This is a genomic window from Pseudoalteromonas distincta, assembly GCF_000814675.1.
Classification (GTDB): Bacteria; Pseudomonadota; Gammaproteobacteria; order Enterobacterales; family Alteromonadaceae; genus Pseudoalteromonas; species Pseudoalteromonas distincta.
Genome location: NZ_JWIG01000025.1, coordinates 125,056 through 139,299, shown reverse-complemented (window position 1 = coordinate 139,299; position 14,244 = coordinate 125,056). Strand labels below are relative to the sequence as shown.

At 40.0% G+C, this 14,244-nt stretch carries 15 protein-coding genes; 6 read left to right on the top strand and 9 right to left on the bottom strand.

What is annotated here, in order from left to right; genetic code table 11:
- Nucleotides 1-24 precede the first annotated feature (24 nt).
- Genes QT16_RS16165 through lnt form a run of 4 tightly spaced genes read left to right on the top strand, consistent with a single transcriptional unit; the run spans nt 25 to nt 3,984 of the window.
- Nucleotides 25-1,083, top strand: coding sequence for a PhoH family protein (locus QT16_RS16165; RefSeq protein WP_002958543.1), 1,059 nt, complete (start codon nt 25-27; stop codon nt 1,081-1,083).
- A gap of 4 nt (nt 1,084-1,087) precedes the next feature.
- The gene (ybeY, locus tag QT16_RS16160) at nt 1,088-1,546 is read left to right on the top strand and encodes an rRNA maturation RNase YbeY (RefSeq protein ID WP_039489345.1); all 459 of its coding nucleotides are present in this window, start codon (nt 1,088-1,090) and stop codon (nt 1,544-1,546) included.
- 22 nt (nt 1,547-1,568) lie between these two features.
- A complete protein-coding gene (corC, locus tag QT16_RS16155) occupies nt 1,569-2,453 on the top strand; it encodes a CNNM family magnesium/cobalt transport protein CorC (protein WP_002958541.1) in 885 nt (294 codons plus the stop codon).
- Nucleotides 2,434-3,984, top strand: coding sequence for an apolipoprotein N-acyltransferase (lnt, locus tag QT16_RS16150; RefSeq protein ID WP_039489343.1), 1,551 nt, complete (start codon nt 2,434-2,436; stop codon nt 3,982-3,984). The genes corC and lnt overlap by 20 nt, the downstream gene beginning before the upstream one ends.
- 480 nt (nt 3,985-4,464) lie before the next feature.
- Here the strand turns inward: lnt and QT16_RS16145 are convergent, their stop codons facing one another.
- The 4 genes from QT16_RS16145 to QT16_RS16130 form a co-directional block, all read right to left on the bottom strand.
- Nucleotides 4,465-4,914 (bottom strand): hypothetical protein, encoded by a 450-nt coding sequence (locus QT16_RS16145; RefSeq protein WP_039489341.1) that lies wholly within the window; start codon nt 4,912-4,914, stop codon nt 4,465-4,467.
- Between the two features lie 89 nt (nt 4,915-5,003).
- Nucleotides 5,004-5,852, bottom strand: coding sequence for an alpha/beta hydrolase (locus QT16_RS16140; protein WP_039489338.1), 849 nt, complete (start codon nt 5,850-5,852; stop codon nt 5,004-5,006).
- A gap of 29 nt (nt 5,853-5,881) precedes the next feature.
- Nucleotides 5,882-6,892, bottom strand: a complete 1,011-nt coding sequence (locus tag QT16_RS16135; RefSeq protein ID WP_039489336.1) for an RDD family protein — start codon at nt 6,890-6,892, stop codon at nt 5,882-5,884.
- A 152-nt stretch (nt 6,893-7,044) separates the two neighbouring features.
- Complete coding sequence (locus QT16_RS16130) at nt 7,045-8,130, bottom strand: alkene reductase (RefSeq protein ID WP_039489334.1); 1,086 nt, start codon at nt 8,128-8,130, stop codon at nt 7,045-7,047.
- A gap of 180 nt (nt 8,131-8,310) precedes the next feature.
- On the opposite strand from QT16_RS16130, the gene QT16_RS16125 reads away from it, so the two are divergent.
- Both QT16_RS16125 and QT16_RS16120 read left to right on the top strand, forming a co-directional pair.
- Nucleotides 8,311-9,087 (top strand): hypothetical protein, encoded by a 777-nt coding sequence (locus tag QT16_RS16125; protein WP_039489332.1) that lies wholly within the window; start codon nt 8,311-8,313, stop codon nt 9,085-9,087.
- 67 nt (nt 9,088-9,154) lie between these two features.
- Nucleotides 9,155-9,679 carry a CIA30 family protein gene (locus QT16_RS16120; RefSeq protein WP_039489330.1) on the top strand — a complete coding sequence of 175 codons (525 nt, stop codon included), beginning with the start codon at nt 9,155-9,157 and terminating at the stop codon, nt 9,677-9,679.
- A 21-nt stretch (nt 9,680-9,700) separates the two neighbouring features.
- Here QT16_RS16120 and QT16_RS16115 read toward each other — a convergent pair whose 3' ends face one another.
- The 5 genes from QT16_RS16115 to QT16_RS16095 all read right to left on the bottom strand — a co-directional run bounded on the left by QT16_RS16115 (nt 9,701) and on the right by QT16_RS16095 (nt 14,102).
- Nucleotides 9,701-10,237 carry a hypothetical protein gene (locus QT16_RS16115; RefSeq protein WP_039489328.1) on the bottom strand — a complete coding sequence of 179 codons (537 nt, stop codon included), beginning with the start codon at nt 10,235-10,237 and terminating at the stop codon, nt 9,701-9,703.
- A gap of 146 nt (nt 10,238-10,383) precedes the next feature.
- Nucleotides 10,384-10,638 carry a hypothetical protein gene (locus QT16_RS16110; RefSeq protein WP_002958531.1) on the bottom strand — a complete coding sequence of 85 codons (255 nt, stop codon included), beginning with the start codon at nt 10,636-10,638 and terminating at the stop codon, nt 10,384-10,386.
- 25 nt (nt 10,639-10,663) lie between these two features.
- Complete coding sequence (gene bamJ, locus QT16_RS16105; protein ID WP_039489326.1) at nt 10,664-11,140, bottom strand: BamJ family beta-barrel-assembly machinery protein; 477 nt, start codon at nt 11,138-11,140, stop codon at nt 10,664-10,666.
- A 2-nt stretch (nt 11,141-11,142) separates the two neighbouring features.
- Nucleotides 11,143-13,566 carry a Lon protease family protein gene (locus QT16_RS16100; RefSeq protein WP_238719452.1) on the bottom strand — a complete coding sequence of 808 codons (2,424 nt, stop codon included), beginning with the start codon at nt 13,564-13,566 and terminating at the stop codon, nt 11,143-11,145.
- 77 nt (nt 13,567-13,643) lie between these two features.
- Nucleotides 13,644-14,102, bottom strand: a complete 459-nt coding sequence (locus QT16_RS16095) for a zinc ribbon-containing protein (protein WP_002958528.1) — start codon at nt 14,100-14,102, stop codon at nt 13,644-13,646.
- Between the last annotated feature and the right edge of the window lie 142 nt (nt 14,103-14,244).

The following is a 14,244-nucleotide window of genomic DNA, read 5'->3' as shown; positions in this document are numbered from 1 at the left end:
GGCGCAGTACTATAGGAAGCAATTTTGAGTAATCAGTTAAAAACATTAGAGATTTATTTAGAACCTGCCGATAACAAACGCCTATCTTCTTTATGTGGCCCGTTTGACGAAAACATCAAACAAATTGAACGCCACCTGGCTGTTGAAATAATTCACCGTGACAACTTTTTTAAAGTAACCGGTAAACTACACAACTGCGCCGGCGCTGTAGAAATCTTAAAAAACCTTTATGTTGATACTCAGCCAGTTCGTGGTGTTTTAGGCGAAATAGAACCCGACGCCGTTCATTTAGCTATTACCGAATCAAAAGCCTTAGAGCAAGATGCATCCAGCAGCGCTTATGGCAAAGAAATGGTTATTAAAACCCGCCGTGGTGTTATTAAACCACGTAACGACAACCAAGGTGTTTATGTAGCTAATATTTTAAACCACGACATTACCTTTGGTATTGGCCCTGCAGGTACTGGTAAAACTTACCTTGCAGTTGCAGCCGCCGTCGACGCTCTTGAGCGCCAAGAAATACGCCGTATATTACTAACGCGCCCTGCTGTAGAAGCTGGCGAAAAGCTTGGCTTTTTACCTGGCGATTTAAGTCAAAAAATAGACCCATACCTGCGCCCTCTTTACGATGCTCTTTTTGAAATGCTAGGTTTTGAAAAAGTAGAAAAGCTCATCGAAAAAAATATCATCGAAGTCGCACCGCTTGCTTACATGCGCGGACGTACTTTAAACGATGCCTTTATTATTTTAGATGAAAGCCAAAATACCACCGCCGAGCAAATGAAAATGTTTTTAACCCGTATAGGGTTTAACTCAAAAGCGGTGATTACAGGCGATATTACACAGGTCGATTTACCTCGTGGCACACGCTCAGGCCTTCGCCATGCAATTGAAGTACTTGATGGCGTAAACGAAATTAGCTTTAACTACTTCAAAGCCCACGACGTAGTACGCCACCCTGTTGTAGCACGCATAGTTGAAGCCTACGAGCGTAACGACGAAAGCGAGCGACTTAAGCGCATTGAAAAGCAAAATGCAAAAGACGCACTCGCTGCTCTTCAACAGCCTACTACTAAAGAGTAATACTTTGACAACCGAACTTGATTTACAAATAGCCTGTGAGTTTGACAACCTCCCAAGCGAAGAACAATTTGCACTATGGGCCGACAAAGCCCTTAGCCAATACCGTGACGAGTCCGAACTCAGTATCGTTATTAGCGACGAAGCGCAATCGCAACAACTTAATAACGACTATCGCGGTAAAAATAAACCGACCAACGTACTGTCGTTCGAATTTGAAGCACCACCAGGAATAGATATTCCTTTGGTTGGTGATTTAATTATTTGCCCAGCCATTGTATTTGCTGAAGCAATTGAGCAAGAGAAGTCATTTCATGACCACTTTGCTCACATGGTTATTCACGGATGCTTGCATTTGCTTGGATTTGACCATATAAAGAGTGACGATGCTTTAGAGATGGAAAGCATCGAAAAGCAATTACTTGCAGAGCTAAACATAGCAGACCCATACCGGGACGATATTTAAATTAACGGAGCAATTAGACGCAATGAGCGACGGTAACTCGCAATCTAGCCAGGGTTCTTCTGGCAAAACGTGGTTGGGCAGAATAGCCCAAATGTTGCAAGGGGAACCCCAGAATAGAGAAGAGCTGGTCGAAGTTATTGCCGATGCGCAAGAACGAGACGTAATCGATCCAGAAACAAAAGAGATGATAGAAGGTGTGCTTGGCGTGTCTGAGCTTAAAGTGCGAGACATAATGGTTCCGCGCTCACAAATGATCACTCTTGAGATCGACAGCCCGCTTGAAGAACTAATTCCAATGATGGTTGACTCAACTCACTCACGTTTTCCAGTGGTGATTGAAGACAAAGATCATGTAGAAGGTTTTTTACTCGCTAAAGATTTATTGCCACTGATCTTAAATAAAGACGAGCATTTACCATCAATACGCGATTATTTACGCCCAGCAATGGTAGTACCTGAAAGCAAACGTGTTGATACATTGCTAAACGAATTCCGTCAGCAACGCTACCATATGGCTGTTGTTATTGACGAATACGGCGGCGTATCTGGCTTAGTAACGATTGAAGATATTCTTGAAATAATTGTTGGCGAAATCGAAGATGAGCACGACGAAGAAGAAGAACATCAAGATATTCGTCAACTTGCTAAACATGTCCATGTAGTGCAAGCACTCACACCTGTAGATGACTTTAACGAGCATTTTAAAACAGGCTACAGCACAGACGAAGCCGATACTATTGGCGGAACTGTACTGCACGCATTTGGCCATATGCCAAGCCGTGGTGAAACGATTGACATAGAAGGTTACCAATTTAAAGTAACCAACGCCGACAATCGTCGTATTTTGCAACTGCAAGTCACCGTTCCTAAGGCTGATGATAACGACAGTGAAGAAACTGCTAACTAGACTTACCCTATTAGCAAAAGATAAAAAAGCATGGCTCGCACTCGTTGCGGGCCTTGTTTTAACTTTTGGCTATGCCCCTTTTGAAATTTGGCCCATCGTATTTATTAGTCTTGGCGCCATAATTTTTTGCATTAATCCCAATAGTACCGGTAAAGCACACGCAAAAACCGCCGCTAAATATGGCTTTATATTTGGCCTAGGCTGGTTTGGTGCAGGTATAAGCTGGGTACATGTTTCTATTGCCACCTTTGGCGGTATGCCGCTTATAGCGTCGCTCTCGTTAATGGCTTTTTTGTGCTCATACTTAGCATTATTTCCCGCACTTGCCTTTTGGGCAACTACACGCTTTGCTAGTGGTCCTAAAAGCTTTGGCGCATTACTAATTGCCTGCTTTGCAATTAGTGAGTATTTACGTGGCACCGTACTTACCGGTTTCCCGTGGTTAAGTTTTGGCTACACACAAACCGACGGACCTTTAAGGCTGCTTGCCCCTTATATTGGCGAGTTTGGCTTAACACTAACGTGTGTGGCTATTGGCTTTGCACTATATAGACTTACCCAAAAAGATTTTAAAACCCCGGCGGTTACTGCGACAGCTGTTGCGCTTATTTTTACAGGCGCAAATACCACAGGCAACATTCATTACACAGATAAAAACATGTCAGTATTGCTCGTACAAGGCAACATACAGCAACACCTGCGCTTTGAGCCAAGTGAGTTTTGGACCACAATGAGCAAATACCAAGACATGACACGTCCACATTGGGATGCCGACTTAATAGTATGGCCAGAAGCCGCAGTGCCTGAAATAGAAATGCTTGCCGATTCCTACCTAGCCAATTTAGACAGTGCCGCCTCGTTTAATCAAACCGCCCTTGTAACCGGTATTGTTGACTACCAGCGAGACACCAAAAATATATTCAACACACTTATTGTGGTCGGTAATAAAGAACGTGGCGACGAGCATGGGCATTACCATTACCTTGATAAAAACCGCTATCAAAAACACCAGCTACTACCTATTGGCGAATTTGTACCATTTCAAGACTTTTTGCGCCCTATTGCCCCATTATTCGATTTACCTATGTCATCGTTTACCCGTGGCGACAAAGTGCAAAACAACTTACGCGCCAATGGCTATAACTTACTCCCTGCTATTTGCTACGAAATTGTTTTTGCCGACTTAGTACGCGGTAATTACAAAAGCGATTCCGACCTACTCTTTACGGTCAGTAACGATGCCTGGTTTGGTGACTCTATTGGGCCTTTGCAACACATGCAAATAGCCCGTATGCGCGCGCTCGAACTACAACGCCCTCTAGTGCGTGTTACTAACAATGGTGTAAGCGCCGTATACGACCCTATAAGCCACACTCAACAAACCATGCCTCAGTTTGAAGCTACCATATTGAAAGCCAAAATTAAGCTTATAAAAGGCGACAGCGTGTACAGCCAATACGGCAATGTGTTTGTGTGGGGATTTGTGTTGTTGATGGGAGTTGTTGGGTTTGGGGTTAGGTTGAGAAAGTGAATTAAAATTAATAGCTGTCGGTGGACAGCTATTTAAAAAAGTGTTTATTGTTGGGTTTCGCTTCGCTCTACCCAACCTACGCAAATTTACTTTTTAATCTAGCCTATGCTAAAAATATAACGAGCTTTGTTCTATTTTTAATGCTTGGTGTTGCTCAATATCAGGTTTAAAAAGTTAAACTCGACTGTAATTTATAATTGGATTTTCACAGATAAACTCACCACCTTTAACGGCATACATCAATACAATATTGAGATTGAGCCTAAATGCCGACCGACTTTAACTTTATCGGTATGCGACTTTATTTCACTTACTTGCGGGAGTTTAATTAAGTATCAAATTTAAATGAAGTTAGCATACAGCATAGTAACATTTTATCGTAACCCGACTATTGGCGTCCTCGCTCCCAACTAAATAACTTTTTAGTCATAACTACTCGTTATGCTTTTTGCTTTCTATGGGGGTAGTTTACAGCAACTATCAAAACCACTTAAACTTTAGCTTTGCTGAGTGTACTCTGCTCACCTGTGGCCTCAGTAGATTACAATGAATATCAATATAGCTACTTTTATTTGGTTCTATAAAAATATCATCGCTTTTACCTAAACAATTACCAACAAACTTTCCGTTTTTATCGAATGTAGATGCTATAACACCACCTGCATATATGCTTTCATTGGTGATATTTTTTAACTCGGCAGTTATTCTTACTCGCCCATTTTCTTTAAAGATATCAGAAAGGGTAAGTTTATAATCACTATTTAAGTCGTCAGTGCCCTCCAATGCTTTATTTGATACCTGCTCTTTAAAGCCACTATCAACTTCTGCGGCTATTGTTAGCGCGTACACACTGATACCACCGAGTGTTGCTATTACAAACCCTATCCCCCAAAAAAAGCCCTTTATAGCCTCATTAAAATTATTACTCATTTAATTCCCTTTTAATTTTTCACTACTAAATTTCGTTAACAATATACCCAAAATTACTCCTTTCACTAACCTAGTATATAAATTAAGACTTATTTTTGTAATAAGCTTTTTAAACCATAGTACCAACTAAGCGCTGCCACCGTGCCATGAGTTTCTTCTTCAAAGTAACGTTGATTTATATATAAACTGTTACTCGGGTGCGCTTTTAGTTTTTTAGCAAGCTCTAAGCCCCATTTATAATTAGCCTCTCCAATTTCACCAAAAGCTGCATTATTAGCAAAAGTAAAATATACATTGCCTTTAAGCTGCTTATTTATAAGCTGTTGCTCGTCAAAATAACGATTGAGATAATTATTATCCCAAAGGTAGGTTGCATCAATAATTAAGTAATCAGTAAATAAAGAGTGATTTGTAAGTAAAACATAACTTGCGAACAAGCCGCCGAAAGATTCCCCAATTAATACCTGCTTATTTGATGTACGGTAATTTTTATTAATGAAGGGAATAAGTTCTTTTTCAAAAAAAGCGGTGTAGTTTGCGGCATTGCCAATGTTTTCAAATTTTTCGAGTAGCTTGCCGTTAAAAGTCCAATCGACATTGGTAGGGGTAAAGTCGCGCTCTCTTATCGCATTTTTACTATTAGGAACAGCGACAATAATTGCTTGTTGAATTTGTTTTTCTAGCCGCTCAGTACTGAGTGCTTCAACAAGCCCCGCTAAGGCTTTTAAATGGGTTGGGTCGCCATCAAGCAAGTAAATAACAGGATATACTCGCTCGAGGTTTTGCTTGTAGCTTGGTGGTAAATAAACACTATAACTGCGATGCTCACCTAAAATAATAGACTTAAGCTGATGTTTTTTTGCTAACACAATATTTTCTGACGCATACGAAGCTGTAATAAAATACAGATAACTAAACGCCATTAATAAAGCTTTCATAACCATCCTTGTAATTAATAAGAGCAAAGTTAACTTTTTACAGTCTCTTCTACCGTTTCAACATTTACAACTTGATTCAAGTTACCTTTAATAACCACAGTCGCTGATATTTTATCTTGAATGGCTTGTCTATTTGGGTCCCAATATATTTGTAAAAACCCTAACAAGCCTGTGGCAAAGCCTGCGCCGTAGCCGCCGTAGCGACCAAAACAATCTAATAAACCTAATGGCTCACCGCTTAAGGCAACCACACGAATATTACATACCTTTTTACCCGGTGTTTGGCCTCGCCAAAGTAACGAGAACAACGTAAAGTAAACAGCAGCCCAGCCAAAACCTAAGCCTAAGTCTTGAATAATGCCTTTGCTCCACTGCAAAATACTATTTGTGCTTGTTTGTGCAGGTTTTTCTTCTATTAACTGTGCAGGCTTTATTTCGTTATTTTCACTGAGCACCAATAGCTGTAAAAGTACGGTAGCAAGTTGTGGGCTTTGTAGGTCGTCCATTTCTGCTAATTTGGGAACTTGCCCAATTAAATTATCAAACGCGTTTTGTTGGCAAGGTTGCTCACAGCTGTCATCGGCTGTTTGCGCTAAATAAGTATTTACCTGTTGTTTTTCTGTAGCGGTAAGCTGAATTTCATCTTGTATTTTTACGCCCTGAACAGCTAAACCTTGATCAGCGTTATCGTCTTCTAGGTAATCAATGCCAATTGAAAGCACAGTAAGTGCACTTACAAATAAAATACTTGCTGCCGTTATTTTTAATATTCTTCTCCACACATTCGACATTTTTGGAAGGTATTGCTGTGCCGTACCTTTATAAAAAGCCATTGCAGCAACAAACGCTATTAAAGCAGCGCTAAGCTTGGCCGCTAAAAATATCAGCGCAACATCAATAATAATCGCTAGTGCACGCCGAATTGGCGTAGCTAAAGGCAAGCCCAGTAAAGCACTGTCAATTTTAAAGGCGTAGGGGGTAACAACTTCTCGGGTTTCAGAATTTGATAATTCTAATTGTTCTATCTCTTTGGCTTTCATTTGTTTTCTTGTTATTAAAATAGGTAACCCGTTTAACTTACGCGTTTTTTATTTTTTGCTCAAGATAAAGCTAATAGAATCAGTGCACAAAAAAGGGCTGCATAAAATGCAGCCCTTCATGTTTTTACTCAATGTTAATTACTTACTAGCAATTATACCGTTGGATAATCGGTATAGCCTTGCTCTGCACCACCAAACAAAGTGTCGGGGTTGTGGCTGTTAAGAGGCTTGCCTTGCTTTAAGCGTGCTGGTAAGTCTGGGTTTGATACAAATGGGCGACCAAAGCCAATCATGTCAGCCCAGCCTTCGCTAAGTGCTTTGTCTGCGCGCTCTTTTGTGTACTTGCCTGCGTAAATTAATACACCGCTGTAGGCTTTGCGAATCGATTTTTTAAATTCAACACTCATTAAAGGTGCGTCATCCCAATCGGCTTCGGCTATATGCATGTAACCTACACCGGCTTTATTTAATGCCTCAGAAACCGCTAAGTAAGTTTCTTCAGGGTTTTCGTCTACTGTGCCATTAAGAGTTGTTAACGGGGCAAGTCTTACGCCTACTTTACTGCTACCAATTTCGTCGCTAACAGCATTTACCACTTCAATTAAAAAGCGTATTCGGTTTTGCACACTGCCGCCATATTCATCGGTGCGAGCATTTGACTCTGAGTCTAAAAATTGATTAATGAGGTAACCATTTGCAGCATGAAGCTCTATGCCATCAAACCCTGCATTAACTGCATTTTTAGCTGCTTGGCGAAATTCGCCTATGACATGCGTAATATCTTGTTTGCTCATTTCGCGTGGGAGTTGGGTGTCTACAAACCCCGGTGCGCCGTTTGTATCTACAAATACTTTTACGTCTTTTGCAGCAATGGCCGAGGCTGAAATAGGCTGCACGCCACCGGTGTTGTCACTATGAGTTACACGGCCAACATGCCAAAGCTGAGCAAACATAACGCCACCAGCGCTATGTACTGCGTTGGTTACTTTACTCCAGCCTGCAACTTGCTCATTTGAATAAATACCCGGAGTCCAAGCGTAACCTTTACCAAGCTCACTAATTTGTGTGCCTTCGCTTACAATTAGCCCGGCACTTGCGCGCTGTGCGTAATATGTTGCCATTAAGTCGTTAGCTATATCGCCAGGCTGCGTTGAACGCGAGCGAGTCATTGGGGGCATAACAATACGGTTTTTTAATGTTTTACCTGCAAGTTCTATTGGTTCAAAAAGTAATGTCATAATGCCTCCTAAGTTTGATTGCGCTCATAATAACGTAACCAAGCACATGCAAAAACAACAAAAACTGCAAAATAGTTTTGTTGTATCTGCAATAAAGCCACAAAGTAAAACACATTAACTTTAGGTGAACTAAATGTATTTTATTGACTCTTAACAGCACTATTAAGTTGAGGGTTTGATGTGAATAAAGGGAATGCATGGCCGTGGGTTATCTCGTTGTGTATACACGCTATTGTGTTGTACTTTTTGTTTTCGCAATCTATTAAAGTTGCGCCGCCAAAGGAGGAAAAAAACGAAATAATACAGGCCTATGTTACGGTTAATTTAGCAAGCCTACCTAAGCCAAGCTCAGTTGTTACAACAACCAATGCGCCTGATATAAAACCTGTAAACACTAAAACTGATGCACCAAATTCAGCGACTTCTAACACTACACCTATAAAAAAAGATTCTACAAAAGCCAAAGTAAAGGTGACTAAAAAAACGCAAGCCAAAACCATCACGTTACCAAAGGCACAAACAGAGCTTAAAAAAGCCCCTGTAAAACCTGTTGCCCCCTTGGTAGCCGCGCCTTCAGAGTCTATAACAAAAGCCTCTCAAACATTTAAAAAGCTAAATCCATACGCGCCGCTATTTGGCACTCCTGTAAATAATATGACTCATAAAAAAATGGTCTCCTTTGGTGAAGATAAAAACTCTGAAAATGATGAGATAAACAATAAGCCCACAATTAAAACGCCAGTAAAATCTGATAATTCAGAAGTTATTAGCCAAAATACAACTGGCACACGACGATTAGAAAAATTTAACGGTAAATGCTATTTAATTGATACTTCAACCGTATTTGGTAGTAATGGCATGCCTCAAGGTAGCGGTAAACCCTGTCCTGAGGATAAAACTGATAAAGAAATTATGTTTGAAAAAATCATGAAAAAATGGAGCCGTAAAAATAATTAACTTTAAATAAGTGAACAAATAATATGTTTATCCGTATTGATAAGCTTAAAGTAATTAGGAGTAAGCCATGATCACCAAACAACTATCCTCACTTTTTGTATTTAATTTATTAGTTGTAAGTGCACACGCGAATGCAAACCAGCGCTGGTACGTTATTAACGACTCAGTAATGGGCGGTGTATCTAATAGCCAAGTAACACAAACTCAAGAAAGTTTGCTTTTTACAGGCAATGTTTCGCTTGATAATAACGGCGGTTTTGCATCAATACGTACAGAGCTAAATACACAAAGCCAAAATACTAAAGCTATAGCGCTGCGTGTTAAAGGCGATGGACAAATCTATCAGCTCAGGCTCAGAACAACTAATTACCTTGATGGCGCAGCGTACACTCACTCATTTAAAACAGTAAAAAATGAATGGGTAGATATCAACTTTGCTCCGAGTGATTTTACTTTAACGTATCGCGGCCGCGTGCTTGAGCAACAACCGATTATTGATTTTGATGATATAAAACAGCTAGGCTTTATGATTGCAGGTAAGCAAGAAGGTAAGTTTAAGCTTGAAGTGGGTAAAATTGAGTTTAAAAGCTAACCCACCAACATGTTGGTCGCGCTAAATAGTATAGTCGTCGCCCCGCCTCTTTAGTTCACTAATAACCAGTTCAACCATTTGTTGCTTTATTGCCGCTTGCTCTGATTTTAACTCCCCGAGTTGCAGCTCTAACATATCTATTTGTTCTTGCTGTTGTGTGTTTTTATATTTTTTTGCACCTAGGTGCTCTGCATCTAAAGTTAAACTCGCATCACTTTTATTTAGCTCACTTACAGAAGTGTTTATAGTTAAACTACGTTGTACGGGGCTTTGTTTAAGTTTGTTAATTTGTTCTTGCAGCGCAATAACTCGCCCAGTGAAGTGCTTGTATACTTTTTCTAGGTTTTTATATTGATTGCCAAACGTAGCGTTATCTTCACTATACTCTTCGGCTTTGGTATCTAAAAACTTTGATAACACATATTTTGGCTCTTCCTCATTCTCTTCCTCGCTCTTTTCTTCACTCGCTTTTTCAACAGTTAGTTTATCTGATTGCGCTAAAGGTTGAGTATTTGAGCTGTGTACTTGGTATGGAATGGAAGCCGCTAAAATCTTCATTATTTTATCCCTAAAATAGCTTTGTAACTATTATGGGTATCGACCTCGTATTAAAATCCTTGAGTAAATTTTATTGTTAGCTAAAAGCAAAAAACCCCACTTTAGTAAAGTAGGGCTTATACCAATTTATTAAACTAACTCGTTGCTTACTTAGTGCTTTGGTTATCTTGTGAGAGCGCAATAAGAGCAAGGGCTGCATTTAGACGAGTATTTAAATTATTATAAATAGTCATTCCAAACACACCGATAATACAAACTATTAAACCCATTTGTAGGTTAACGCTCATCTCTAGTAAAAAAACAGCTGCAACGAGTAAGCACAGCGCTAATGCATAAATAATAGATTGAAAGGTAAAGTTAATATCACCTTTGGCTATTTTAAGTAATTCATCTTTATTCATAATTTACTTCCTTGTTATTTAATCACTAAGACTCAATTGCCAGTAGCTCTACTTCAAAAATAAGTACTGAGGCAGGAGGAATACTCCCTACACGTTTTTCGCCGTACGCTAATTGGTGCGGTACATAAAAGGTGTATTTATCGCCTGGGCTCATCAGTTGTAAGCCCTCAGTCCAGCCTTTAATCACTTGGTGCAAGCCAAAGCTAATCGGTGTTTTACGCTCTACTGAGCTGTCAAACACCGTGCCGTCGATTAGTGTGCCGTGGTAATGCACGTTAACCATACTTGTTGGGCTTGGTGTGTTTTCACTCTCACCTTTGTGTACTATTTTGTACTGCAAGCCAGAAGCTGTTTCTACTACACCTTCTACTTTTGCGTTAGCGGCTAAGTAATCTGCCCCTATTTGTGCATTTATGCCTGCTTGTTGTTTTGCTTTTTTACTATTTTGAAATATTAAAAAACAAAAAATGGCGATAACCACCGCCAAAATTATATTGATCATTATTAACCTTTTTCGTTATCTAGTTCTTCGTCTTTTTCGTCATCGTTATCGCCATTAACTATGTCGGCAATTTCTTTAAGGCGAGCAAGCGCAATTCCGTTTACTGAGTTTTCTGGATACTGGTCATCAATAATATCGCCAGCTTCTATATCCATTAACAGGTTAAGCGCTTGGTCTACGGTTTCAACTGCGTAAATATTAAATTTACCCGCCTCAACTGCATTAAGTATTTCATCATCAAGCACTAAGTTAACTTGGTTTGATTTAGGAATGATAACGCCTTGCGAACCTGTTAAGCCACGCATTTTACACAGTTTGAAAAAGCCTTCTATTTTTTCGTTTACGCCACCAATAGCCTGTACATCACCATGTTGGTTAATAGAGCCTGTCAGTGCAATTGATTGGCTAATAGGTAGGCTTGTAATAGACGAAATAAGCGCACACAACTCTGCCAAAGATGCACTATCGCCATCTATATAACCGTAGCTTTGCTCAATAGCTATATTAGCGCTAAGCGTTAAGCTAAAGTGCTGCGCGTATTTATTACCTAAATAACCGGTAAGTAGCATTACCCCTTTTGAGTGAATTGCTTTACCAAGCTCGGCTTCACGTTCAACATCTATTACGCCATCGGCGCCAGCATAAACCGTTGCCGTAATACGCGCAGGGGTACCAAAAGAAGTATCGCCAATGTGTAATACGGTTAAGCCATTTACTTTACCAATGGCTTGGCCGTCGGTTGCAATAAGTGTGTGACCTTCTTTTATATCGCTTAGCATGTTTTCACTAATTTGGCCGGTACGGTATTGCTTACCTTCAATGGCTTCATCAATATGATGCGCATCTATAACAGTTAATTTATCCTGTTTTGCGTAGTAACTTGCCTCTGCAACTAATTCAAGTACATCAGCAAAACGCGCAGAAAGCTTATTGTGATGCTCTGCTTGGCGGTAGCTAAACTTAAGTAAACGCACCATAGCAGCTTGCGTGGTAGTGCACTTTAATATTTGCTCGCAGTACTCGGTTACTTTAGTTATAAATTGGTACTGTAATTTATCGCTACTTGGTAAGTAGTAATCAAAGTCAGCTAATACTCTAAATAACTCTGCAAACTCTTCATCGTATTCACCTATGGTGTAATACAGTTCGCGCGAGCCTAATAAAATAATTTTCACGTCAAGCGGTATAAGCTGCGGGCGAAGTGTAAAACTACTGCCTACTGAGCTATCTTGATACGGTAAGTCGTTTTTAATTTGATGCGTTTTAAGCGAAAGTTTTAAACCATCCCACACTTGAGGGTTAGCCATTACCTTTTCAGCATCCATAATTAAATAACCGCCATTAGCACGGTGCAATGCTCCTGGCTGAATAGAACGATAACTGGTAATTAAAGACCCTTGCGATGTGGAATACTCAATTTTACCAAATATATTACCAAATGTTGGATTGGGCTCGTACACCACGGGTGCTGCATCGTCTTCTTTAAACTCAACTAAAATATTAGGTGCAAAAAAGTCGGTAAGCATGCCTTTACGATCAAAGTCTTCTTTGCTTTCTTCGCTTTCGTCTTCGTCATCGAGCCACTCAAGTACCGCGTCTATAATTTCAACGCGTATATCTTTTAAATAACGCAGTACGCCAATATGAGTTGCATATTTATGTTCTAAGTCTTTTAAAAGCGGTTTTGTGGCCTGCTCTGCAGTCGACTTTTTAAGATTACGCTGTTTTTCTTTTGATTCGCGCTTCCAGCGTGGCAGCTCAATTAACGCTTCTATTAATGCATCTTCTAGCTTTTCAATTTTTTCAAAAAACTCTTCGCGTAACGTTTCTTCAAGTTCGCCAAATTCGCTATCGCTTAATTGTTTACCATCTACTAGCGGTGCAAACCCAACTGAATTTTTTTCTTCGACTAATGCAACACTTTGCTCAAATGCCGCAATTTCTACTGCGGTAATAGCACTGTCGTAGGCATCGTTAAATTCACGGTCGATTGATTTTTTTTTGCGTTGGTATCCTGGGTTATCAAATGCAGCAGGAAATGTGTCGAGTACTTCATCTAAAAATGAATCTATGTCGTCACTAAGTTGCTTACTTTGCCCTGCATGCATAAACAACGCGATAGGCTCTCTGTGGTCATCGTAATTATTTACGTATAACCATTCGTTTGGGGTTGGGCGGTCTTTTGCGTGTTGCTTAAGTTTATCTTTAACAAGCGTAAAGCGCCCATGGGCAGCCTCGCCCATTACATAAACGTTATAACCCGGCAGTTCCATCCCTAAAGAGAAATCTAAGGCACTTTGGGCGCGTTGTTGGCCTATAAATGTTAGTTGCTCGGGGTATGGATTGCTCATACACGTATGTACGTGATTAGTAGAAATACTCGGTGCGAGCTTTGAAACAGATAGTGGCAGCAATTTTTTCGTCATTCTAACTTCTTTTTTTACCAGCATATTCGCTGGCCTTTGGGCGTATTAAGTGGCCCGCAGCCACTTAATACTTATATTTAAGGGTGCAGCGCCTTACGACTAAAATAGATTCCATCACATTCAATACACGGTGTAATTTGTGTCGCGTGATAAACATCGTAACTATGGGTGCAATTCTTACATACTAATGTGCCCATGGCTATCCATTCGCCTGCGTGATACACACCATTGTGCTTAAAATCTTGACTAAGTGATTGCCACTCAAGCTGAGTTTTATCTTCTATGTGCGAAAGCTCAAACCATAAGGACTCTTTAAGCTCTTGCCATGCAAGCGAATTATAGTGCGATTCGTTTTCTTGGACATGTTCTATATCGCGCTGTAAATAACTTTTATATAAAGCGTATCTTTCTTGCCCTAAATCTTTAAGTGCCTGCTCAGATTCAACAAATCGAGTAACTGCGTCTTTTACTTCATGATCTTTTACATCTTTTAGCCATTTGGTTAAATCGCCAAGCCATGCTTTATAATCTGCCATTTTTTACTCCTTCAAAATTGCTGTTAAATCACCCTACAACTTAGATAAGTATAGGTTAACCTGAACTGAAGGTTAGAATTTATCAAAACCGCGTTTTTGAAGCTGTGAATAGCACTTTATTTGGGGTATCCTAATGGCAATT